This is a genomic window from Mesorhizobium sp. M1406, from assembly GCF_040317555.1.
Taxonomy (GTDB): Bacteria; Pseudomonadota; Alphaproteobacteria; order Rhizobiales; family Rhizobiaceae; genus Mesorhizobium.
Genome location: NZ_JAMYKW010000008.1, coordinates 93,442 through 116,056, shown reverse-complemented (window position 1 = coordinate 116,056; position 22,615 = coordinate 93,442). Strand labels below are relative to the sequence as shown.

Sequence of the window (22,615 nt, the reverse complement as noted above, 5' to 3'; positions counted from 1 at the left end):
CCGCCCCAAAATCGTTTCAAAGCACGAACAGTTCGGCACTGTCGGCGGCGTAGCGGGCGTGGCGGAAATCCCGAACGGTCAAGAGTTTACCGTCCTGCCAGGCCAGCAGGATGAAATAGGATGGCCGCGCCGCTGGATCATCGCTGTCACGGACGAGGACTGCCGGCCTGTCTTCGACGAAGCCCGGCACGAAGCGCCAATCCCGCACCTGGGAATAATTGTGGAAATAGGTGCCGACCTCCTGGCGACCATTCAGCCGCGTCCTTGCCACCAATTCCAGCCGCACCTCATCGGCCAGCATGTCGCGCACAGCGTCGAAGTCTCGGGCGTTGAATCGATCGATATAGGCGTCGAGCAACAGACGCTCAGCCGCGCTCAGCTTGGGGAGAGGGCGGTCGTCAGGTTCGTCCGCGAACTGACGCAGCCGGCCGCGGCCGCGATGCAGGGCCGCCTTGATGGCGGGGATGCTGGTGTCGAGCGTGGCGCTGATCTCCTGCAGTGAATAGCCCAGAACGTCCATCATGATGACGCTGCTTCGCTGCGCGAGAGGGAGGCGCATGAAGGTATGGAGGCCGGCCGCCGCGGCCTGACGGTCGACGGTGGGGTTTGCCGGGTCGACGATCATGTCCGGGTCCTCATCGGAAAAAGTCTTTTCACGGGCTCGCCGGCGCAGGAAGTCGAGCGCCGCATTGTGGGCGATGCGGAACAGCCAGCCCTCAGGATTGGCGATCGGGCCGGCATTCGGCAGCGCCTCGAATGCCTTGGCCAGGGCGTCCTGCAGCACGTCCTCACCGTCGATGACCGAGCCCGTCATGCGGGCGCAGTAGCGGTGCAGCTTTGGACGCAGTTCGCCGAACAGGCGGCTGAAGAGTTCGCGTTGTTCGACGTCAATGATGATATTCATGCGCCTGCCATGAGTGCCGTGTTCCACCTACTGGTCGAGCATACGATAACTGCCCACCACGGTCATTTCCTCGCGCTGCGGACGTTCGATCAAGCGATCCCTGATGCCATTCTGAAAGGCCTCGAATGCCGCCAACCCGGTGATGATGTCGGCATGGGCCTCGGTTTCCGTCTCGACCAGATGGACAAAGGTCCCGTCGTCGGAACGCCATGTCATGTAGCGAACGCCTTCCGGCGATTTTTCCCGCAGCTCGTGGAACACGGCCTTGACCAGCCGTTCATTCTCGTCGGCCCGTTCCGGTTTCGTCTTGTAGCGTATCAGGTGGCGTTTCATCGAAGTTGTTCCTCTTGATTGCCCGCGCCCAGCAGGCCGCTCATGTCCGAGACGTTGCGGCGAAGCCAAAGGATTCGGGATGCCCGGGAAAATAATTGCGGGTGCGCCTGCCTGGGAACGCCCTGCCGCAGTTAGACGTCTGCGCTGCGTTTCGCCCAGCCCAGGACATAGAGCCTCAGCGCCGAGGACAGGTTGGTGTCGCGGGGCCGCGTCTCGTCGACCTCGGCGACAAGGGCGGCGAGCGTCAGCTTTCTGGTAGCCGCGATCGCGACGAGGTCGTCATAAAAAGGTTTTTCAAGGGAATAGCTGGTGCGGTGGCCGCGAATGGTCACCGAGCGCTTTTCGACCGCGTTCACGGCAGAGCGCTCATTGTTCGTTTTCGCCGCCGGATGGCTCGCGGCGGTGGCCAGCGACGAATTTTTCGGCCTTGTCGGCGATCAGGTGGTCGCGTTGCTTCTCACCTTTGGAACGGCCGTACAACGCCCGGTTCTGGTCGGCAACGCGCACCTTTTCGCCCCGCGCCTTCTGCTTGCGGGCCTGGCGGAGGTTGATGATTTCGGCCATGGCGAGCTTGGCTTATTTCTTGCGGAAGGCGTCGAGCGAGACCACTTCGGCGCCCTTGGTGGCGGCGTCCGCTGCCGCGGGCTTCTTCTCCGCCTCGGCGGCGGCCTTCTTCTCGGCCTTCGGCTTTTTCTCGGAGACGATGGTCAATGGCTCGGGCGAGGCTTGAGCGGCTGGTTCCTCGGCCGCACCGTCCGTCTTGACGTCGAATTCGAGCTCGAAATTGACCGAGGGATCATAGAAGCCGCGCACGGCCGAGAACGGGATTTCGAGTTTCTCCGGCACATCGGAGAAGGACAGGCCGACCTCGAAGCCGGTGTCGGTCACCTTCAGGTCCCAGTACTGAAACTGGATGACGATGGTCATCTGCTCGGGATAGCGCTCGCGCAGACGCGACGACACGCGCACGCCCGGCGCGCCGGTCAGGAAGGTGATGAAGAAGTGGTGGTTGCCGGGGAGGCCGGTGCGCGCGACTTCGGCCAGGACCTTGCGCATGACGCCGCGCAACGCCTCCTGGGCCAGAATGTCATAGCGGATGTGGTCGTCGGCCATGTGACGGTAGGGTTCCATTGAATCGTCCGCATAGCTGTAATCAAGCTTTAGGGCGGCGTAAACCTGATATAGACCGCCACCGCACCGAGACGAGGACTATTGCCAACGATTTGATCGCTCAGGCGCTGGCGAGCGCGGTCTGCTTTTCAGCCGGTGTCGTGGAGCGGCGCTTGCCAAAGGCGCGCAGGAAGGTGCGCACGCCATTCGTCGCGGATTGCACAACTTCGTCCTCGCTCGGCGAGCCGCCAAGCATGAAGGTCGTCTGCAGTTCGGCATTGACGAGGCCAAGGAACTGGCGTGCCGCCACATCGGGGTCCTCGATCGCGAGGTAACCGCCATAGGCGAGGCGGGCAAAGCGGGCGGCGATCGCCGGCCATGTCCTGCCCGGTCCCTGTTCGCGCCACTCCGCAAACAGTTCGGGATAGCGCTCGCCTTCGGTCTGGATCAGCTTGCGCAGGAATTTTCCGTCGCGGCTGCAGATGCAGTTCTGGTTCAAGCGCACGGCAAAGCCGATCAGATCCGCTTCGAGATCCTTGGGCTGATCGGGGAAGGTGGCGATGGTGGCGAAGATGCCGGCATTGCAGCGCTCGGTCAGATCACGAACCACCGCGACGAACAATTTCTCCTTGTCACCATGATGATTGTAGATGGTCTGGCGCGAGACGCCGGCCTCGGCGGCGATCAGATCGATGTTGGCGCCGGCGAACCCTTCGCGGCAAAACACGGCAGCCGCGGAATCGACGATCGACAAACGCTTGGCCTCATGGCCGCGTGGCGGGAAAGTGTCAGGAGAAACGTGCAGCTTCATAAAAATCTATATAGAGGTGATTGACGAATTAGACAAGACTGTCTAAATTTGTGGACATAACATAAAGAGATTTCGCCCGCTGAGACGAATAAAATTCGCTCTTGGGTGTCGGAATCTCATGGGATGGAACGTCCTAAGGTTAGACGTCGCCCGCGGCGGCAACCAGACTTGAAAGAAGCCTATATCATGAGTCCCAAATTCCTCCGCATAGCGGTCGTGCTCGGCCTGTTGTCCGCCATCGGCCCGTTCGCCATCGACATGTATCTGCCCGCATTGCCGTCGATCGGCGCCGATCTCAACGCCGGCACCGCTTCCGTGCAGATGAGCCTGCTGATCTTCTTCCTGTCGATGGGCTTCGGCCAGATCGTCGTCGGGCCGATCTCGGACATGGTCGGCCGCAAGCTGCCGCTTTATGGCGGCCTTGCGCTGTTCATGGTCGGCGGCATCGGGTCGGCAATGGCGCCGACCATCGAATGGCTGATCGCCTTCCGCTTCCTGCAAGGGCTTGGCGCCAGCGCCGGCATGGCCGTTCCGCGTGCCATCGTTCGCGACCTGCACACCGGCAATGAGGCCGCCAAGCTGATGTCCTTGCTGATGCTGGTGTTTTCGGTGTCGCCGATCCTGGCGCCGCTGACCGGCAGCCAGATCATCGAGAATTTCGGCTGGCGCGCCGTGTTCTGGACGGTGACGGGTGCGGCACTGCTGGCCACCATCCTTTTGGCAACCTCGCTCAAGGAGACGCGGCCGGTGGAAGACCGCGCCGGATCCTCCTTCGGCACCGCGCTGTCGGGCTACCGCTTGCTGATGGGTGATCGCAACTTCCTCGGCCTGACGGCGATCGCCGGCTTCGGCATCGCGAGCTTCTTCGTCTATCTGTCGAGTTCGTCATTCATCCTGATCGATCATTACGGGCTGTCGCCCTCGGTCTACAGCGTATTCTTCTCGATCAATGCGGTTGCCTTCATCGGCATGTCGCAGATGACGGGATTGCTGGCCGAGCGGTTCGGCCTGCGGCGCGTGGTGCGCGTCGCGGTGACCGGCTATGCAACGACGATGGTGGTGCTGTTCGCGGTGATGGCGACCGGCATCGACCGGCTCGACGTGATGGCGGCACTGCTGTTCGTCGGCTACGGCTTCCTCGGTCTGGTCATCCCGACCACTTCGGTGCTGGCCATGGAAGAACATGGCGAGATCGCCGGTACGGCTTCGGCGCTGATGGGCACGCTGCATTTCGCCATCGGCGCACTCGCCATGGGCGTTGCCGGCGTGTTCTTCGACGGCACGCCGCTGCCGATGGTGGCCGGCATCACGCTGTGCGCGGTGATCTCGTTCACGCTGGCCAAGGTCACGCTCGGCCGTTCGCGCGAAACCGTCCAGGCCCCGGCGGAATAAACACTCGCCATCCCAAACAAAAGGCCGGGTTCTCCCCAGGTTTCTCCTCGGCCTTTTTCATATCGATCCTGCCTCGGCGAGCACGAAGCGCAACCGCTCCTCGACCGGTGCCAAAGGTAGCGGGACCAGTTCGTAGCCAAGTTCCGTATAGACGCCGACCAGTGCATGATAGCTGCGTTCGGCCTCATCAGGCGTCTGCCTGCGCTCCTCATCCTGCGCGAAGATCTCCGGCCATGGCGGGGCGGCGAAGACGCGCGGGCTGGAGCGGAAACGTTTCGCTGCGCAACTGACATGCTGGGGCACCGGCAGGCCGCTCAGCCTGAGATAGCCAAGCGTGTCCGGCACGCCGCGATCGAAAAAAACAGGGCGCCCGGTCTGTTCTCGCGCAATTTGATACGAGCGCATCTCCCATGACAGCATCAACTCGGCGAATAGCGTGCGATCATGCCAGGGCAAAGCGGGTCCGCCAATGGCGGACTGGTCGCGGATGATGCCGCGCCCGGCTTCGACGGAGGTGGCGAAGCCGGCCCGGCGCAAGGCCGCGATCAAGATGGTTTTGCCGGAGCCGGGACCTCCGGTCAGCATGAAGAATCGATCGGAATCGCTTCCGCATGTTTTATCCATGGAGAGGCGCGCGAGGTGCCGCGCCTTGGCTGCTGACAGGTCGCACAAGGATTTGCCTGGACTGGGAGCTGCCGTTGCGCGTGACGCATATCGAAGGAGGAGGGAGAAGTGGAGGTTTCTGTTGCCAGGTACCTCCGAACCCCGCCTAGAAGTGCGAACCCCTAGGGCTTGAATTGAAGCTATCGCACCGCTTACGCGGCGAGACGTGCTTCCGCATAGTTGTCATTTGCAACTACAGGTTTAGCCCGATAACGGTGGTACCATGCCGGGCAAAAGTACGATCTTTACACCTTCGTCGATCCTATTTCGCCCCCAGCAAAAGCCGCTGTCGCCGACAGCGGCTTTTGGTGGAGGCGCCGGGTACCGCCCCCGGGTCCGAACGGCTTATTTCATCGCCCATTTATCGCCATAGTCGGTCAAGCCGACAAGATGAATATAGTGACCCATCGCAAGAAATGAAAGGCCGCAATGGCACTTTGTTCCCGTCAAAACCGCATCTCCAAAGGGTTGACTTGGGCGCGGTCTCCACCGAAGCTTTGCCACGGTGAGGAGTAGCCGACCTAAAGGCACAAGTTGCAGCAGCGCCACAGCCTCATCGATCGGATCCGTGGCGCCGACGAGGGGAATTTTGATGGCCGACTATCTTGCAGACGTGAAGAAATACGACGCTGGCGCCAGTGCGGATGCGGTCGAGAAGATCGTAAAGCACCTGGGCATCGCGCTCAGAAACCGTGATTCCTCGCTGGTATCCTGCACCGACCCGAAGGAGCTTGGGCGCGTCAGGGACAACTGGGTCGCCAAGAAACTCGGCATCAGCGACGCGGCGAAGGCCGATGCGGCAATCGAGAAGACTTGCAAGGCAATGGCTGACGACAACACCAAGAGCCGGGTGACTTTTTACTACCTGGTCGCGAAAGATCTGGGCAAGCTCGGCTCCCTCTGAGACCTTTTGATAATTCTACTCTGGCAGCCGACTAGCGCGGTTTTCTGCGCTTCCGGTGCTCACGTACTTTAAGTACGCTCCGCTCCGGTTCTCGAAAACCACGCCATTCGACTCGCCAGAGCGAATTCTGAAAAGGTCTCCACGCACCCGGCCCCGTCCGCCAAGATGGGGATGACTTCAGACAAGCGTGGCGTCAGCGCGCACATGAGCTATTATTGGTGAAATTTCGAATCGAGCCGGAACCGATGCGCCAATATCTCGACCTCCTGCAGCACGTGTTGGACAACGGCGCCGATCGCGGCGACCGCACCGGCACCGGAACACGCTCAGTCTTCGGCTACCAGATGCGTTTCGACCTGGCGCGCGGCTTTCCCGTCACCACCACCAAGAAGCTGCATCTCAAGTCGATCGTCCATGAACTTCTGTGGTTCCTGGCCGGCGACACCAACATCAAATACCTGACCGACCACGGCGTTTCGATCTGGGACGAATGGGCCGACGAGAATGGCGATCTCGGCCCGGTCTACGGCAAGCAATGGCGCTCCTGGCCGGATGGTCATGGTGGCTCGATCGACCAGATTGCAAATATTCTCAATGAGATACGCAAAAATCCTCAATCGCGGCGGCTGATCGTTTCTGCTTGGAACCCCGCCGAGGTCGAGGCGATGGCGCTGCCGCCCTGCCATTGCCTGTTCCAGTTCTACGTTTCGGAAGGCCGACTTTCCTGCCAGCTTTATCAGCGCTCCGCCGATATCTTCCTCGGCGTGCCGTTCAACATCGCTTCCTACGCCTTGCTGACGCTTATGGTGGCGCAGGTAACCGGGCTGAAACCCGGCGACTTCGTTCACACGCTTGGTGACGCGCATCTCTATTCCAACCATTTCGAGCAGGCGCGCGAACAACTGCGGCGCACGCCTAGGGCGCTGCCCACGATGTGGATCAATCCGGAGGTGAAGGACCTCTTCGCCTTCCGCTTCGAGGATTTCCGGCTGGAAAACTACGTCGCCGATGCAAGCATCAAGGCGCCGATCGCCGTCTGAACCCCTGCGCCTTACTCAACCCTGAAATCAGGCGCCGGTCAGTCGATGCCGACCATCACGTCCCAGGCCTTGATCACGGCATCGGCCTGCTTGCCCTGACGCGCGAAGTGGTGGCGCCAGGTCTTCCCTTGTTATATTCATGCGGATATATCGGTGGGCAGGCTTCGAGCCGATCGGTTTCGAACCAGGGAGAGTTTTCCATGACGCGCAAGGGTTTTGGATTGAGGGCGATCGCCATTGGCGGTTTGGCGACGGCGTTGATGGCGGAGGTGCCAGCAGCACACGCGGAAGACAAGGTGGTGGTGTTTGCCGCGGCCAGCCTCAAGGACGCGCTGGATGCGGTGAACAAGGCCTGCGAGGCCGATGTCGGCGAGGCGGCGACCGTCTCCTATGCCGCAAGCTCGGCGCTGGCCAAGCAGATCGAGGGCGGGGCACCAGCCGACGTCTTCATCTCGGCCGACCTCGACTGGATGAAATATCTCTCCGACAAGAAGCTGACCAAGCCGGACACCGAAGTGAAGCTTCTCGGCAACGAGATCGTGCTGGTGGCGCCGAAGGACTCGGCGGTTGAAACCAAGATCGAGAAAGGTTTTGACCTCGCCAAGCTGATTGGCGACGGCAGGCTGGCCATGGGCGACTTCAAGGCGGTGCCGGCCGGCAAATACGGCAAGGCCGCACTCGAATCGCTCGGCGTCTGGGCCTCGGTCGAGGGCAAGGTGGCGCAGGCCGAGAATGTGCGCGCGGCGCTGAAACTGGTTTCGACGGGCGAAGCAGCCCTTGGCATCGTCTACGCCACCGACGCGCATGCCGAAAAAGGCGTCAAGGTGGTCGGCACCTTCCCGGAGGATTCGCATCCGCCGATCATCTATCCGGTTGCCCAGACCGCCGATTCGAAGGACAAGGATACGCCGGCTTTCCTGAAATGCCTGCGGTCGGCAAAGGCCGGCGCACTGTTCAAGGATCAGGGTTTTACCGTGCTCGCGCCGAGCAACTGAGTTCCAAGGGGCTTCATCTCGCACTATGAACTGGCTGCTGGACCTCACTCCCGACGAATGGAATGCGGTCCGGCTGTCGATCAAGGTGGCAACGGTGGCGATGCTCGCCAGCCTGCCGCCGGGCATATTGATCGCGTTGCTGCTTGCCCGGGGACAGTTCTGGGGCAAGACGCTGCTCAACGGACTGGTGCATCTGCCGCTGATCCTGCCGCCCGTGGTGACTGGTTATCTGCTGCTGCTGACCTTCGGCCGGCGTGGCCCGGCCGGCGCGTTCCTGGCCGAGCATTTCGGCATTGTTTTCTCCTTCCGCTGGACGGGTGCGGCGCTGGCTTGCGGCGTCATGGGCTTTCCCCTGATGGTGCGGGCGATCCGCCTGTCGATCGAGGCGGTGGACCGCAAGATGGAGGCGGCGGCGGGAACGCTCGGCGCCAATCCATCCTGGGTCTTCGCAACCATTACTTTGCCGCTGATCCTGCCTGGGCTGATCGCCGGCGCCATACTGTCCTTCGCCAAGGCGATGGGCGAGTTCGGCGCGACCATCACCTTCGTCTCCAACATTCCCAACGAGACGCAGACATTGCCGTCGGCAATCTACACCTTCACGCAGGTGCCGGGTGGCGATGAAGGGGCGCTGCGGCTGACGCTGATTTCCATCGTCATTTCCATGGCAGCACTTGTCGCCTCGGAAGTGTTGGCGCGGCGTCTCGGCCGGCGGATGGACATCGAATGAGCGTTCTCGTCGATATCGGCCATCGGCTGGGCGGTTTTGCCATCGGCGCCCGCTTCGAAAGCGCCGGACGGCTGACAGCCCTGTTCGGACCGTCGGGGTCGGGCAAGACGACGCTGATCAACATGATCGCCGGGCTGATCCGGCCCGACAAGGGGCGCATCGAGGTCGACGGCCGCGTGATGGTCGATACGGATGCTGGCATTTTCGTGCCGAAGCACAAGCGCCGCATCGGCATGGTGTTCCAGGATGCGCGGCTGTTTCCGCATATGAGTGTTGCCGGCAATCTGCGTTACGGCCGCTGGTTCACGCCGCCAGCGGAGCGCTATGCCGATATGGATGCCGTCGTCGACCTGCTCGGCATCGGCCCGCTCATGGATAGGCGACCGGCAAAGCTCTCGGGCGGCGAGAAGCAGCGTGTGGCAATTGGCCGAGCGCTGCTAGCCAGCCCCGGATTGCTGCTCATGGACGAGCCGCTGGCCTCGCTCGATGAGGCGCGCAAGGCCGAGATCCTGCCCTATATCGAGCGGCTGCGCGACGAGACGAAAATCCCGATCGTCTATGTCAGCCATTCCGTCGCCGAGGTGGCACGACTGGCCAGCGACGTGGTGATGCTGGCGCAAGGCCATGTCATCGCCAGCGGTCCGACCGAGGCGGTGATGCAAAGGCTCGACCTGCTGCCGGCGGAGGAACGCGGCGAGGGCGGTGCCGTGCTGGACACCAGGGTGCTGTGTCACGACGAGACTTTCGGCATGACCGTGCTCGGTTCGGCTGCCGGTGAGATCCGTGTACCGCGGCTGGCGATGAAGGCGGGGGCGTCGGTGCGCATCCGTATACGCGCCCGCGATGTGATGATCGCCACCGAACATCCGGCAGGCCTCAGCGCGCTCAACATCCTGCCGGGAACCATTACCGCGATGAGCCCCGGTGAGGGCCCGGCGGTCGAGGTCGGCATCGACTGCAACGGCGCAACCGTGCTTGCCCGCATCACCGAACAGTCGCGGCACACGCTGAAGCTTCATCTCGGCGGCAAGGTTTTCGCGGTGGTCAAGACGGTGAGCTTCGACCGGGCCAACACCAGCGCCGGGCTGCCAGGTGAGGTGGATGGATGATCATCGCTATGTCTTTTTGGAATAGCGGTTTCGCCAAGGAGATTCTAGTATGGGATCAGGCGTGATCGCGGAGGAGCAAAAATGCCGTCGCTGAGCTTGCGGATAAATCTCGATCCCGACGGGCGCATCGGACCGGGCAAGATCGAACTCCTCGAGCAGATCGCCGCCTTCGGCTCGATCTCGGCCGCCGCGCGCGGCATGGAAATGTCCTACAAGCACGCCTGGGACCTCGTCGAGGACATGAACCGGGTGTTCGGCAAGCCACTGGTGGCGGCGCAGACCGGTGGCCGCAAAGGCGGCGGCGCGCAACTGACGGCCGCGGGGCTTGCGGTGGTCAGCCGCTTCCGCGCCATCGAGCGTGCGGCGGCTGCAGCGGCCGCGACGCATATGGAGGAATTGCAGGCGGAGATTGATGCGGGGTGAGGGCAAGGCAGTAGGCAGTAGGGCTTAATCCTCTCTACTGGGCTTGCGCAGCAGGTAGGTGTCCATGATCCAGCCCTTCTGCCGGCGGGCTTCCTCGCGGACTCGTTCGATCTCGGCGCCGACATCACCGAGACGGCCCGAAATGAGAATCTCGTCCGGCGTGCCGAGATAGGCGCCCCAATGGATGACGACATCCTTGTCGTCCAGCGTGTTGAAGGCGCATTTGCCGTCGAGCAGGACGACTGTGCTGTCGGCATTGTCGGCCAAGCCTTCCTGCGTCAGGCGCCGCCCGGTGGTGATCAGCACGGAATCGCCGATCCGGTTCAGCGCCATTTTGTGACTGGCGGCAAGCGACTGGACAGCGGTGATGCCGGGTATGACTTCCAGTTCGAACGCGACATTGCCTCTCAAGCGCACGCGCTCGAGGATGCGCAAGGCGCTGTCATAGAGCGAAGGATCGCCCCAGATCAGAAAGGCGCCGCAGCCATCCCCTGCAATCTCGTCGCGGATCAGGTTCTCGTAGATCGCGGCGATGGCTTCATGCCAGTCATCGACGGTCGAACGATAGGACGGTGCAGGCCCATCTTCTACTGGCAGGTCGCGCACCGGCACGTCGAATTCGACGCGGCGTGACTTCGGGTTGGTGACGAAGCGGTCGCAGATCTGGCGGCGCAGCTCGGCAAGCTCGTCTTTTTTCGTGCCCTTGTCGGGGATGAACAGTACATCAGCCCGGTTCAGGCCTGATATGGCCTGAACCGTCATATGGTCGGGATTGCCGGCGCCGATGCCGATGACGAGAAGCTTGCGCATGGGGCGAACTCCTGCCCGATCGGAACCTGTTAGTCCAGACCGCGCTGGTGCGTGTCCAGACCGCGCTGACACGCCCGCAGGGTCGGAAGGCTTTGAAACGCTGGATTGAAACAGCTAGGGTCATGCAGGCATTCCAGTAGAGGGAGCTTCGATGTTGCGATTTGTTCTGACTGCAGCGCTGGTGCTTTCAGCCGCGCCCGCATTCGCCAATGATTCGATTGCCGAACTTGGCACCGGCGGCCTGATCCTGTCGCGCAGCGATGCCGTGGCAATGCAAAGCGAGGACCTCTTCATCTCGCCGGAAAAAGTGACGGTCGACTACGTCTTCCACAACAACACCGATCGGGATGTCGACGCCATCGTCGCCTTCCCGATGCCCGACATCGAAGGCGATCCTGAAGAGAGGCCGGCGCTTCCCAACGACCAGAGCGACAATTTCCTCGGCTTCGAGGTGACGATCGATGGCGCACCGGCAAAGCCGCGGCTCGAGCAGAAGGTGTTGGCGCTCGGCATCGACATCGGCGCCGATCTGAAGGCGCAGAACGTGCCGTTTTATCCTTTCGGCGACGCGGCGAAGGCGGCGCTGGCCAAGCTGCCTCAAGCGGTTACCGATGACTGGGTCAACCGCGGCATCATCATCGAGGATAACGGCGGCGATGGCACCGAGACGAAGAAGATCTACACGCCGTTCTGGCAATTGCGTTCGACCTATTGGTGGCGCTCAACCTTTCCAGCCAACAAGGACGTCCACGTTTCCCACCGCTACAAGCCGAGCGTCGGGGGCACCTCTTCGGTCAGCTTTTTCTACGACGGCAAGTTCCAAGGGCAGTACGCGACCTACAAGACGCGCTACTGCATGGACGACACATTTGAGAATGCGGTGCGCAAGGCAGCCAAGGACGACCCCGACGGCTATTCAAAATATTATGAAGATCGGATCGCCTATATCCTGGCGGCGGGTTCGATCGGCAAGTTCAAACTGACGGTCGACAAGGGCAATCCGAAAGCCCTGGTCTCGTTCTGCGGCGACAGTGTCAAAAAGGTCGGGCCGACGACATTCGAGATGACGGCGAATGACCCGGAGCACGACATCGACATCCTGCTGCTGGTGCCGTCTGACAGAAATGGGGGGAATGCCAACTGATGCACGTCGCAATCTACGTTGCCATTGCCGAGAACGGCGTGATCGGGCGAGACGGCGGGTTGCCGTGGCGGCTGTCCACCGATCTCAAGCGATTCAAGGCCGATACGATGGGCAAACCCATAATCATGGGCCGCAAGACCTATGAAGGCATCGGCCGGCCGCTGCCTGGCAGGCTGAACATCGTGGTTACCCGCGACAAGGCCTGGCGCGCCGAGGGCGTCGAGGTCGCGCATTCGCTCGAAGCCGCGATCCAGCTGGCAACGGTGCGCGTGCGCTGCATGGCCGGTGTGGACGAAGTCTGCGTTATCGGCGGCGGCGAAATCTATGCCCAGGCGCTGCTGCTGGCCGACCGGCTGCACGTCACCCATGTGCTGGCAGCGGTCGACGGCGATGCGCATTTCCCGCTCATCGATCCGGATTCCTGGCTTGTCGTCACCTCCCAGGACGTTCCAGCCGGAGAAAAGGACAGCCACGCGACGCGCTATACGATTTACGAGCGCCGCGCGAGACATTGAATGCCAAAAAGGGCATTGAAGGAAGACAAAGGGTCGCGACCGGACCAAATCGGACGAACTGGCAGCGCATCGCGTTGAAAGCGCCTCGCGGCGTCCCTATAGAAGAACATACTGGATTTTGCGCCGTAATGCCGGCGTTTGAGGGAATTCCAAGCGAAAGGACATTTATGCCCTGGAACGATAAAAGCGGCGGTGGCGGCGGCCCGTGGGGCGGCGGCGGCAACAATCAGGGACCCTGGGGGCAGGGACCCAAGGGACCGAGCGGCCCACAGGGCTCGCCTCCCGATCTTGAAGACATCATCCGCCGCGGCCAGGACCGGCTGCGGCGCGCTCTGCCGGGTGGCGGTGGCGCAAGCCCAGCCATTTTCGCGCTGATCGCGGCGGCACTTGTGGTGCTGTGGGCGTTCAAGGCGGTTTATACCGTGCAGCCCGACGAGGTCGCGGTCGAACTGCGCTTCGGCAAGCCAAAGACCGAGCTGTCGCAGCCCGGCCTGCATTTCCATTGGTGGCCGCTCGAAACGGTCGAAACGGCCAAGATTTCCGAGCAGCTCGTCGACATCGGCGGCGGCGGCGCGACGAGTGGCAACACGTCCGGGCTGATGCTCACCGGCGACCAGAACATCGTCAACGTCCAGTTCTCGGTGGCCTATCAGGTCTCCGACCCGAGCGCGTATCTGTTCGACGTGTCCGATCCCGACGGCATGCTGCGGCAGGTTGCCGAAAGCGCCATGCGTGAAGCCGTCGGCCGCCGGCCGGCGCAGGACATCTTCCGCGACGATCGCCAGGGCATTGCCGCCTCGGTGCGTGAAATCATCCAGACGACGCTGGACGGCTACAAGGCCGGCCTCAACGTCAACGCCGTCTCGATCGAGGATGCGGCACCGCCACGCGAAGTGGCCGATGCGTTCGACGAGGTGCAACGCGCCGAGCAAGACGAAGACAAGTTCGTCGAGCAGGCCAACCAGTACTCCAACCAGAAGCTCGGCCAGGCGCGCGGCGAGGCCGCACAGGTCCGCGAAGACGCGGCCGCCTACAAGAACCGGGTCGTGCAGGAAGCCGAAGGTGAGGCACAGCGCTTCATCTCGGTCTATGACGAATACGCCAAGGCGCCCGACGTGACACGCAAGCGCCTCTATCTGGAAACCATGGAGAGGGTTCTGAAGGATTCCAACAAGGTCATCGTCGAGCAGGGCAACGGGCAAGGGGTCCTTCCTTATCTGCCGCTGCCGGCATTGCAGCCGAAAACCCCGGCACCGGCCGCCCCTGGTGGCGTCACGGGAGGTAACCAGTGATGGCCAACCGTCTTCCCATCATCGTCGTCGCAGCAGTGGTCATCCTGTTCCTGCTCTATTCGTCGGTCTTCGTGGTCAATGCGCGCCAGCAGGCGCTGGTGCTCAGGTTCGGCGAGATCGTCGACGTCAAGAGCGAGCCCGGCATCTACTTCAAGGCGCCGTTCTCGTTCTTCGACGCGGATACGGTGCAGTTGATCGAGAATCGGGTGCTGCGCTTCGATCTCGACAACATCCGCGTCCAGGTGTCGGGCGGCAAGTTCTATGAGGTCGACGCCTTCATCGCCTATCGCATCTCGGATCCGCGCGTCTTCCGCTCCGCCGTGTCCGGTCAGATCGAACTGGCCGAAGCTCGGCTCAGGACGCGTCTCGACGCTGCCTTGCGCCGCGTCTACGGTCTGCGCGATTTCGAGGCCGCACTCTCCGAACAGCGCGCCGTGATGATGCGCGAGGTCCGCGATCAGCTCAGGCCCGACGCCACCTCGCTCGGCCTGCAGATCGAGGATGTCCGCATTCGCCGCACCGATCTCACCGCCGAGGTTTCGCAACAGACCTACGATCGCATGAAGGCGGAACGCCTGGCGGAGGCCGCGCGGCTGAGGGCACGCGGCAATGAAGCGGCACAGCGCATCACGGCCCGAGCCGATCGCGAAGTGGTCGAGATCGTTGCCGAAGCACAGAAAGAGTCGGAAATCCTGCGCGGCGAGGGCGAAGCCCAGCGCAGTGCCACCTTCGCGGGAGCGTATCAGCGCGATCCAGCCTTCTTCGACTTCTACCGGTCGATGAATGCGTATGGAGCCGCGCTGGACAACACCGGGACGACGATGGTGCTGTCGCCGAGCTCGGAGTTCTTCCGCTTCTTCCGCGATCCCGACGGTAAGGAAGGGCCGGCAAAGCCGACTTCGCCCGCGCCTGCTCCAACCGCTCCGGCGACGGCACCTGCCGCGCCGGCGGCACAACCCAGCACCGGCCAGTAGCGGCCGGTGCAGGATTTTCTCGCCGCCATGGGTCTCGTCCTTGTCATAGAAGGCCTGGTCTATGGCGGCTTTCCCGGCCTTGCCAGGAAGCTTGCCACCGAAGTGCTGTCGCTGCCCGAGAACGCGTTGCGGATTGCCGGGCTGGCGGCGATCGCCATCGGCGTCGGGATCGTCTGGCTGGTGCGAGGCATATGAGGCCGGTGAGCTTCGGTTTTTGGGATACGAGCATCGATCCGGGATACGAGCATCGATCCCGGGGATAACGGATGATTTATCCTCTGCCGATGGTCATAGCCGCAAACGTGCCGTATTTTTTGCCAACATGGCGCGACGCGGCGTTTTCGTCGAAGCGCTTTTCTTTTCAGGAATACCGGGAGGCTTCTCGATGACATCCAATACAATCTTGCGCGCGGCACGGCGGACGTTCATCGCCGGCGCGGCGGCAGTTCTTGTCAGCGCCGTCGCTGTCCCGTCCTCCGTGACGCCGACATTTGCCGCGGATGGGCCGGCTTCCGTCGCCGACCTGGCGCAAGGCCTGCTCGGCGCGGTGGTCAACATCTCGACCTCGCAGACGGTGAAGGGCACCGAAGGTCCGGGCGCCGTGCCGATGCCGCAACTACCCGAGGGGTCGCCCTTCCAGGATTTCTTCGACGATTTCTTCAAGAACCGTGGCGGCGACAAGGACAACGGCGCACAGAAAGTGCAGTCGCTGGGTTCCGGATTCGTCGTCGACGCCGAGCAAGGCATCGTCGTCACCAACAACCACGTGATCGCCGACGCCGACGACATCGAGGTCAATTTTTCCGACGGCGCCACCTTGAAGGCAACGCTGGTCGGTACCGACACCAAGACAGATGTCGCGGTGCTGAAGGTCGATCCGAAAGGACACAAGCTGACGGCGGTGAAGTTCGGCGATTCCACCAAGATGCGTGTCGGCGACTGGGTGATGGCGATCGGCAATCCGTTCGGCCTCGGCGGCACGGTGACGGTCGGTATCGTCTCGGCCCGCAACCGCGATATCAATTCCGGCCCCTATGACGACTTCATCCAGACCGATGCCGCGATCAATCGCGGCAATTCCGGCGGCCCGCTGTTCAACAGCGCTGGTGAGGTCATAGGCATCAACACCGCCATCATTTCGCCCTCTGGAGGCTCGATCGGCATCGGCTTCTCCATTCCCTCGCAGCTCGCCTCGGGCGTCGTCGACCAGTTGCGCCAGTTCGGCGAGACGCGGCGTGGCTGGCTCGGCGTGCGCATCCAGCCGGTCACCGACGACATCGCCGAGAGCCTCGGCATGGCGACCGCCAAGGGCGCGCTGGTCGCCGGCGTCATCAAGGGCGGACCGGTCGACAATGGCACCATCCAGGCCGGCGATGTCATCATCAAGTTCGACGGCAAGGACATCCATGAAATGCGCGACCTGCCGCGCGTCGTCGCCGAAAGCCCGGTCGGCAAGGCGGTCGATGTGCTGATCGTGCGTAAGGGCGTCGAGCAGACCGTGAAAGTGACGCTCGGCCGGCTCGAGGATGGCGAGAAGCTCACCAGCGGCGAGGAGGGTGGCAATACCGACCAGGACAAGGGTGACAAGGCCCCGGCCGTTTCCACGGCTTCGGTGCTCGGCATGACGGTCGGCGAACTGAATGAGGAGACGCGCAAGAAATTCAGCATTGCGGCCGATGTTTCCGGCGTCGTCATCACCGACGTCACCAAGGATTCTGCTGCCGCCGAGCGCGGCATCCAGCCAGGCGAGGTGATCACCGAGATCGCGCAGGAATCGGTCGCCACGCCCAAGGACGTCATGGACCGGATCGGCGCCTTGAAGGAACAGGGACGCAAGAATGCGCTGCTGATGCTGGCGTCGAAGACCGGCGAGCTCAGGTTCGTGACGATCCGGATGGACTGAAGCCCGGAAGATCCGGCAGAATTCTCATCTTGAGTGGACAGGGCGGCTAGGGGCCGCCCTTTTTTCTTTGTTCCCAGTTGGCGCGGGAGAGCCTGTAGAGGACATGCCGCTTGAGCGCCGGGTGACTGTCCGGGACGTCGGGATGGTCGAAGTCGCTGGCCGGGTCGGCACTCATGCCGAGGCGTTCCATCACGGCGATGGAGCGCCTGTTGTCGGCGACGGCGAAGGAGATAATCTCGCCGAGGCCAAGCCTTTCGAAACCGTAGGCAAGCCATGCCTCGGCCGCTTCGGTGACATAGCCCTTGCCCCAGAATTCAGTGGCCAGTCGCCAACCGATCTCGAAGGTGCCAGCCGGAAGGAATGGCAAATGATCTGTGTCGAAGAGGCCGATGAAGCCGATGCATTCTCCAGTGACGACAATCTCGGCGGCGGTGAAACCGTAGCCATCCCTGGCGATCGAGGTCCGGAACTCGTCCATCTTGGCATCCGCGGCGGCCCGATCGCGGCGGAACGGAAAGAATTCCATCACCTGTTCATCGGAATTGATCCGGTGAAACAGCGCGCGGTCGCGATCCTCCCAGTTGCGCAGGATCAGGCGCTCGGTACGCATTGGTTTCATTGCACAAACTCTTCCTGCCTGTAGCCTTGCGCATAGAGCAGCGCGGTCAGGTCGCCATGGTCGATGCGGACCTTTGCCTGTGCCGCCACCGTCGGCTTGGCATGCAGCGCGACACCGGTGCCGGCCAGGCGAATCATGTCGAGATCGTTGGCGCCGTCGCCGACGGCGATGGCGTCGGCGGGCGTCAGGCCGAGGCGCGCTGAAATTTCGAGCAGCGCGTCGGCCTTGGCGGCACGGCCGAGGATCGGCTCGCCGACCAGTCCGGTGAAGCGGCCATCCTGTTCGAGCAGGCGATTGGCGCGATTCTCCTGGAAGCCGAGCATGGCCGCGATGCGCGTCGTGAAGACCTCGAATCCGCCAGACACGAGTGCCGTCCAGGCGCCGTTGGCGCGCATGGTCTGAACCAGCGCGCGAGCGCCCGAGGCCAGGGTCAGGCGATTGGCGACGATGCGATCGACCACGGCCGCATCGAGTCCCTTCAGCAACGCCACCCGCTCGCGCAAGGCCGGTTCGAAGGCGATCTCGCCATTCATCGATCGCGCGGTAATTATGGCAACCCGATCCTTGAGGCCGATCTCGTCGGCCAGTTCGTCGATGCATTCCTGGTCGATCATGGTCGAATCCATATCGGCGATCAGGATCTTCTTGCGCCGGGTTTCCGCCTGCTGGACGATCACGTCGACCGCCTCGGTGGCGAGTACCGTGCGCAAGACGGCACTCGCATCGGCGGCGTCGGCTGCCTCAGGCAAGACAAGATCGCAGGCAATCCCTTCGGTCAGCCAGACAACAGCGCTTGCGCCGGCCGACCGTGACGCCATATTCGCAAGCGACAGCGACAAAGCGCGGTCGGCGGGATGGGATACAAGCGTGGCGATGAGCGGCATGGAACATTCCGGCGGACAGGCGGGCGAGGGCCGCGTGAAGAACGCGATCCTGATAGCCGGGCCGACCGCCAGCGGCAAGTCGGCGCTGGCGCTCGATCTGGCCGAGCGCAAGGGCGGCGTGATCGTCAACGCTGATGCCATGCAGGGCTATTCGGTGCTCGATGTGCTGACCGCCCGGCCGGAGGCGGCCGACCTCGCCCGCGCACCACATTTCCTCTACGGCCATGTCCACCCGGCCGTAGCCTATTCCACCGGCGCATGGCTGCGCGACGTGATGAAGCTGATCGACGACGGTGCGCTCTCCGAACGGCCCGTAATTTTTGTCGGCGGCACCGGGCTCTATTTTCGCGCGCTTGCCGAGGGCATTTCGGAAATGCCCGACATTCCGCAGCGGGTCCGGGACCGTTGGCGCTACGAACTGAAGGAGCAGGGCGCCGTCAAGCTGCACAGCCTGCTGCTGCGCGAGGATTCGGCGGCCGCCATGATGCTCAAGCCAACCGACAGCCAGCGCATCGTGCGGGCATTGGAGGTGCTCGACGCGTCGGGCCGTTCGATTCGGGAATGGCAGGCAGAACGCGGCCGGCCGCTCATCGACAGGGAGACCGCGCGTTTCTTGGTGATCGAGCCGGATCGGGCGGCGCTGGTCGGCCGCATCGAAAAACGCTTCGACCAGATGCTGGACAAGGGCGCGCTGGACGAGGTCAAGCTTCTATCGGCGCTTGGCCTCGATCCCGAATTGCCGGCGATGAAGGCGATCGGCGTTCGCGAACTGCAGGCCGCGGTCGCCGGAGAGATTGGCTTTCCCGAGGCGATCGAACGCGCCAAGATCGCGACCAGGCAATATGCCAAGCGGCAGACGACCTGGTTCAGGCATCAGCTGGGGCCGGAATGGCAAAGGGTGCGCCCCGGTGATGATGTGGAAACCACGACCTGATTGCTTATTTCCATTGCAACCTGAAAAGTTTACTTGCAAAGAAAGGTTCTCGTTGCGGTTGTCCAAATTAACCCTCCGTAAGCCCGCCCATGCCATAAGGTCAGTGGGCACTTTTCCAACGGGGAGCAGATGCGTTTTCACAAGGCGGAATCAGCATTTTTCGTCTTTATATTCGTGATCCTGGCCGCCGGCCTGGTGACGCTGCATGCTTATGGACTTCTGCAATCCTTCGCCAACGAGCTGCATACGGCTTCGGGTCTGGACAAGGTCATCTATCTCAACAAGCTTTTGTTCGCGACCGGCGTGCTATTGGCTACCGCGCTGTTCTTCGGCATTTTCTTCATCTATCCGCTGATCCGAAAACAGGCGACGGAAGAAGGCAAGCTGCGCGCCATGACGGTCTCGCTCAGCGCGCGCTCGGAAACACTCGAGCATGCGGCGCTGACCGACGGCCTGACCGGCATGCAGAACCGGCGCTATTTCGATGATGCGCTGAAGGAGTATCTCGAGGAGTTCAGGCGCATCGAAAAGCCGGTCGGGCTGATGATCCTCGATCTCGACCATTTCAAACAGGTCAACGATACCCATGGCCACGACGTCGGCGACGAGGTGCTCAAGGCCGTCGCGAACTGCCTCAAGGATATGACACGCTACCACGATGTGGTGGCGCGATTAGGCGGCGAGGAGTTCGCGGTGGTCACGCCCAACATGGACGCCGACCTTCTGGGCAAGTTTGCCGAGCGCATCCGCAAGGCGATCGCCAACATGTCGGTGCTGTCAGGCAATGTCCGCCTCAAGATCACCACCAGCGTCGGGCTTGCCGTCTGGGATAGCAAGGAGACAGCGGAGGATTTCTATCGCCGCGCCGACCGCCAGCTCTACGAGGCGAAGAGGCAAGGCCGCAACCGCGTCTGCGCCTAAAATCCCGTCGCTGAATTCGTGAGGCTGGCCGTCTGCCGCCATTTTCTGCGCTTCCGATGCTCTCGGACTCAAACGTCCGCTCCGCTCCGGTTCTCGAAAACAGCACCAGCCGACTCAGCCTGACGAATTCCCTGACGGGATTTACCCAAGCGGTCCGGGCAGAGCGCAAGCTTGGCGCGGTTTCTCAATCAGCGGGCAGATCAACCAGGCCGCAAACTCAATCGTTTTGCGGGCGCAGGCCGAAGGTTGCGGGCTTGAGGCCGTAGCGCATGTCGAAGTCGTCGTCCGATGGCGCGCGCGCGGCGGGGGGCTTGCGGTAGTCGGGGTCGCCGGCCTGGCGGCCTGAATCGACGACTTCGGCGAAGGCCATCGACTGCTGCGTTGATTTCGGCACGTTGCGCAGTCGTTCGACGATCGCCACCAGATCGACATCGTCGGCTGACTTCGAAGAGGCGGCCTCTGCGCGCTTGGCCGTGCCGGGAAGCAGGTGGCTCGGCAGTTTTTCGAACTTGAGCCGCATTGTCGCCGCCACGCCTTCGCCGAAGGCGATGGCTTCGCGCTGGCCCATGGAGGACAGGAAGGCAAGCGTCGAGGCGGAAGAGTCGGCAATCGCCGAGCGGATGATCGCCTGGTCCTGCTCATTGGCAAGCCGCATGGCGAAGAAGGTCGAGCATTGCGACAGGATGGTCGGGTCGAGCTCGCCCGGGCGCTGGGTGACCACGCCGAGATAGCAGCCATACTTGCGGCCTTCCTTGGCAATGCGCGACAGCGCATGCCTGGTAGGCGCGAAGCCGAGGCGCGGATCGGCCGGCATATAGCGGTGCGCTTCTTCGCACAAAAACAGAAGCTGCAGCTTGCCTTCACTCCACAGAGCGAGGTCGAAGGCCAGGCGCGCCAGCACCGAACAGACGGAATTGACCACTTCGGACGGCATGCCGGCCATCTCGAAGCAGGTCACCGGGCGGCCATGATGCGGCACGCGGAAGATGTTGCCGATCGTTTCGTGGATGGTGTCCTCGATCAGGCGCGAGTTGAACATGAAGCGGTAGCGCGGGTCGGCCGCCGCCGATTCGATGCGCGTCTTCAGCGATCTGAGCGTCGGGCGATCGGTCTTGCTTTCGAGCATGCCCATGCGCTCGTCGATCTGCTTGAGGAGGTCGGCGATGCGGTAAGGAACCGGCGTATCGGCGGTCAGCGCATCGCCGCCGCGCCTGATATAGGCGCCGGAATTGGGATTGCGGTAAAGGTTCTTGGCGGCCGGAATGAGGTCGCGCAAGGCATCGATTTCTTCCGGCTCGGTCTCGCGGCCCCGGAACAGCACTTCGGCGAATTCCTCCAGCGTGAACATCCAGAACGGAAGATCCAAGGTTTTGGAATCGACCCTGACGCAGTATTCGGGCAGCGACGCCGCGAACTCGTTGTGCGGGTCGAGGATCAGGATGCGCAGGTCGGGTCTTGCCGCGATCGACTTGCGCAGCAGCAGCGAAACGGCGGTGGATTTGCCGACACCGGTGGTGCCGACAATGGCGAAGTGACGCGCCAGCGTATCGTCGATGGCGATATTGGCGGCGATCGCTTCGTCCTGCGCGAGCGTTCCGATGGCGATCGAATGACGCCCGGCGAGGTCATAGACCGCCTGCAGGTCACGGGTGCGGATGCGGTGCGCAACGGCGCCGATATGCGGATAGGCGGTGATGCCGCGGTCGAAGACCGGTTTGGCGCCCGGCTCTGCTCCGTCACGCACTTCGCCGATCAGCTCGATGCTGACCTCGATCGCGTTCTGGCCCTCATTGCTCCAGGCACGATCCGACTTGCCGATCCCGTAGACCAAGCCGACGGTTCGCGTGGATCCGAGATTGATGGAAATCATCTTGCCGACCGTCCACAGGCCGGTCACCGCGCCGTCGACATCATTCGCATAGGCACCGATGGTCGCGCGTGCGCCGTCGCATTGCACGACATTGCCCAGGATGCGCCTGTCGTTCTGCTCGGCGTCGCGGCGCTCCTGCGATGTCGGTTCTCCAACGGAGGTTTCGCGTTCGACATACATGGACAGGCCAATCCCCATTTCCCCTGGAGCAGCGATCCTACAGGAATGGGGTTAAGGCCCGATGAGGTCGGATGGTGTAGAGAGGATTAAGGGGTCCGTGAAAATTGTCGCGAGACGGCTCTTTTCCGGTGTCGATATTTCGCTATAATAGACAT

26 protein-coding genes and 1 other RNA gene are annotated in these 22,615 nt (G+C 62.5%); 15 read left to right on the top strand and 12 right to left on the bottom strand.

Annotation, left to right across the window (positions count from 1 at the left end; translation table 11 throughout):
* Positions 1-16: 16 nt before the first annotated feature.
* The 6 genes from NKH03_RS10385 to NKH03_RS10360 all read right to left on the bottom strand — a co-directional run bounded on the left by NKH03_RS10385 (position 17) and on the right by NKH03_RS10360 (position 3,158).
* Positions 17-904 carry a sigma-70 family RNA polymerase sigma factor gene (locus NKH03_RS10385; protein WP_352968296.1) on the bottom strand — a complete coding sequence of 296 codons (888 nt, stop codon included), beginning with the start codon at positions 902-904 and terminating at the stop codon, positions 17-19.
* A gap of 27 nt (positions 905-931) precedes the next feature.
* Positions 932-1,237, bottom strand: a complete 306-nt coding sequence (locus NKH03_RS10380; RefSeq protein WP_352968295.1) for a hypothetical protein — start codon at positions 1,235-1,237, stop codon at positions 932-934.
* A gap of 131 nt (positions 1,238-1,368) precedes the next feature.
* Positions 1,369-1,593, bottom strand: a complete 225-nt coding sequence (locus NKH03_RS10375) for a ribbon-helix-helix domain-containing protein (RefSeq protein ID WP_352968294.1) — start codon at positions 1,591-1,593, stop codon at positions 1,369-1,371.
* A gap of 10 nt (positions 1,594-1,603) precedes the next feature.
* On the bottom strand, positions 1,604-1,801 hold the full coding sequence (locus tag NKH03_RS10370; RefSeq protein WP_352968293.1) for a DUF4169 family protein: 198 nt from the start codon (positions 1,799-1,801) through the stop codon (positions 1,604-1,606).
* Between the two features lie 12 nt (positions 1,802-1,813).
* Positions 1,814-2,350: an SspB family protein gene (locus NKH03_RS10365; RefSeq protein ID WP_352865602.1), complete on the bottom strand. Its 537-nt coding sequence runs from the start codon at positions 2,348-2,350 to the stop codon at positions 1,814-1,816.
* Between the two features lie 118 nt (positions 2,351-2,468).
* The gene (locus NKH03_RS10360; protein WP_352968292.1) at positions 2,469-3,158 is read right to left on the bottom strand and encodes a TetR/AcrR family transcriptional regulator; all 690 of its coding nucleotides are present in this window, start codon (positions 3,156-3,158) and stop codon (positions 2,469-2,471) included.
* A 186-nt stretch (positions 3,159-3,344) separates the two neighbouring features.
* Between NKH03_RS10360 and NKH03_RS10355 the strand changes: the two genes are divergently transcribed.
* Positions 3,345-4,550, top strand: coding sequence for a multidrug effflux MFS transporter (locus NKH03_RS10355; RefSeq protein ID WP_352865210.1), 1,206 nt, complete (start codon positions 3,345-3,347; stop codon positions 4,548-4,550).
* 57 nt (positions 4,551-4,607) lie between these two features.
* Here NKH03_RS10355 and NKH03_RS10350 read toward each other — a convergent pair whose 3' ends face one another.
* Both NKH03_RS10350 and ssrA read right to left on the bottom strand, forming a co-directional pair.
* Positions 4,608-5,135 (bottom strand): AAA family ATPase, encoded by a 528-nt coding sequence (locus NKH03_RS10350; RefSeq protein WP_352968291.1) that lies wholly within the window; start codon positions 5,133-5,135, stop codon positions 4,608-4,610.
* Positions 5,136-5,281: 146 nt separating this feature from the next.
* Positions 5,282-5,639, bottom strand: a transfer-messenger RNA (tmRNA) gene (gene ssrA / locus NKH03_RS10345).
* 166 nt (positions 5,640-5,805) lie between these two features.
* On the opposite strand from ssrA, the gene NKH03_RS10340 reads away from it, so the two are divergent.
* The 6 genes from NKH03_RS10340 to NKH03_RS10315 all read left to right on the top strand — a co-directional run bounded on the left by NKH03_RS10340 (position 5,806) and on the right by NKH03_RS10315 (position 10,414).
* On the top strand, positions 5,806-6,117 hold the full coding sequence (locus NKH03_RS10340; protein ID WP_352968290.1) for a DUF2853 family protein: 312 nt from the start codon (positions 5,806-5,808) through the stop codon (positions 6,115-6,117).
* Positions 6,118-6,362: 245 nt separating this feature from the next.
* The gene (locus tag NKH03_RS10335; protein WP_352968333.1) at positions 6,363-7,157 is read left to right on the top strand and encodes a thymidylate synthase; all 795 of its coding nucleotides are present in this window, start codon (positions 6,363-6,365) and stop codon (positions 7,155-7,157) included.
* A gap of 200 nt (positions 7,158-7,357) precedes the next feature.
* On the top strand, positions 7,358-8,152 hold the full coding sequence (modA, locus tag NKH03_RS10330; RefSeq protein WP_352968289.1) for a molybdate ABC transporter substrate-binding protein: 795 nt from the start codon (positions 7,358-7,360) through the stop codon (positions 8,150-8,152).
* Between the two features lie 25 nt (positions 8,153-8,177).
* Positions 8,178-8,882 carry a molybdate ABC transporter permease subunit gene (modB, locus tag NKH03_RS10325; RefSeq protein WP_352883638.1) on the top strand — a complete coding sequence of 235 codons (705 nt, stop codon included), beginning with the start codon at positions 8,178-8,180 and terminating at the stop codon, positions 8,880-8,882.
* Positions 8,879-9,991, top strand: coding sequence for a molybdenum ABC transporter ATP-binding protein (gene modC, locus NKH03_RS10320; protein ID WP_352968288.1), 1,113 nt, complete (start codon positions 8,879-8,881; stop codon positions 9,989-9,991). Before modB ends, modC begins: the two co-directional genes overlap by 4 nt.
* An 81-nt stretch (positions 9,992-10,072) precedes the next feature.
* On the top strand, positions 10,073-10,414 hold the full coding sequence (locus tag NKH03_RS10315; RefSeq protein WP_352968287.1) for a winged helix-turn-helix domain-containing protein: 342 nt from the start codon (positions 10,073-10,075) through the stop codon (positions 10,412-10,414).
* 24 nt (positions 10,415-10,438) lie between these two features.
* Here NKH03_RS10315 and cobF read toward each other — a convergent pair whose 3' ends face one another.
* Positions 10,439-11,224: a precorrin-6A synthase (deacetylating) gene (gene cobF, locus NKH03_RS10310; RefSeq protein WP_352865194.1), complete on the bottom strand. Its 786-nt coding sequence runs from the start codon at positions 11,222-11,224 to the stop codon at positions 10,439-10,441.
* A gap of 151 nt (positions 11,225-11,375) precedes the next feature.
* Between cobF and NKH03_RS10305 the strand changes: the two genes are divergently transcribed.
* From NKH03_RS10305 to NKH03_RS10280, 6 genes are all read left to right on the top strand, one after another.
* Positions 11,376-12,368 carry a DUF4424 domain-containing protein gene (locus NKH03_RS10305; RefSeq protein WP_352968285.1) on the top strand — a complete coding sequence of 331 codons (993 nt, stop codon included), beginning with the start codon at positions 11,376-11,378 and terminating at the stop codon, positions 12,366-12,368.
* Positions 12,368-12,883, top strand: coding sequence for a dihydrofolate reductase (locus NKH03_RS10300; RefSeq protein ID WP_352968284.1), 516 nt, complete (start codon positions 12,368-12,370; stop codon positions 12,881-12,883). The genes NKH03_RS10305 and NKH03_RS10300 overlap by 1 nt, the downstream gene beginning before the upstream one ends.
* 167 nt (positions 12,884-13,050) lie before the next feature.
* The gene (gene hflK / locus NKH03_RS10295; RefSeq protein WP_352865187.1) at positions 13,051-14,175 is read left to right on the top strand and encodes an FtsH protease activity modulator HflK; all 1,125 of its coding nucleotides are present in this window, start codon (positions 13,051-13,053) and stop codon (positions 14,173-14,175) included.
* On the top strand, positions 14,175-15,149 hold the full coding sequence (gene hflC / locus NKH03_RS10290; protein WP_352865185.1) for a protease modulator HflC: 975 nt from the start codon (positions 14,175-14,177) through the stop codon (positions 15,147-15,149). Before hflK ends, hflC begins: the two co-directional genes overlap by 1 nt.
* A gap of 6 nt (positions 15,150-15,155) precedes the next feature.
* On the top strand, positions 15,156-15,344 hold the full coding sequence (locus NKH03_RS10285; protein WP_352658533.1) for a DUF2065 domain-containing protein: 189 nt from the start codon (positions 15,156-15,158) through the stop codon (positions 15,342-15,344).
* 190 nt (positions 15,345-15,534) lie between these two features.
* Complete coding sequence (locus NKH03_RS10280; protein WP_352968283.1) at positions 15,535-17,052, top strand: DegQ family serine endoprotease; 1,518 nt, start codon at positions 15,535-15,537, stop codon at positions 17,050-17,052.
* A gap of 46 nt (positions 17,053-17,098) precedes the next feature.
* On the opposite strand, the gene NKH03_RS10275 is transcribed toward NKH03_RS10280, so the two are convergent.
* Positions 17,099-17,671 (bottom strand): GNAT family N-acetyltransferase, encoded by a 573-nt coding sequence (locus NKH03_RS10275; RefSeq protein WP_352968282.1) that lies wholly within the window; start codon positions 17,669-17,671, stop codon positions 17,099-17,101.
* The gene (gene serB, locus NKH03_RS10270) at positions 17,668-18,555 is read right to left on the bottom strand and encodes a phosphoserine phosphatase SerB (protein WP_352968281.1); all 888 of its coding nucleotides are present in this window, start codon (positions 18,553-18,555) and stop codon (positions 17,668-17,670) included. Before serB ends, NKH03_RS10275 begins: the two co-directional genes overlap by 4 nt.
* Here serB and miaA point away from each other — a divergent pair.
* Positions 18,545-19,489, top strand: coding sequence for a tRNA (adenosine(37)-N6)-dimethylallyltransferase MiaA (gene miaA / locus NKH03_RS10265; protein WP_352968280.1), 945 nt, complete (start codon positions 18,545-18,547; stop codon positions 19,487-19,489). The two genes, serB and miaA, sit on opposite strands and share 11 nt — an antisense overlap.
* Positions 19,490-19,618: 129 nt before the next feature.
* Positions 19,619-20,410 (top strand): GGDEF domain-containing protein, encoded by a 792-nt coding sequence (locus NKH03_RS10260; RefSeq protein ID WP_352968279.1) that lies wholly within the window; start codon positions 19,619-19,621, stop codon positions 20,408-20,410.
* Positions 20,411-20,627: 217 nt separating this feature from the next.
* Here NKH03_RS10260 and NKH03_RS10255 read toward each other — a convergent pair whose 3' ends face one another.
* Positions 20,628-22,460 (bottom strand): ATP-binding protein, encoded by a 1,833-nt coding sequence (locus NKH03_RS10255; RefSeq protein ID WP_352968278.1) that lies wholly within the window; start codon positions 22,458-22,460, stop codon positions 20,628-20,630.
* Positions 22,461-22,615 lie beyond the last annotated feature (155 nt).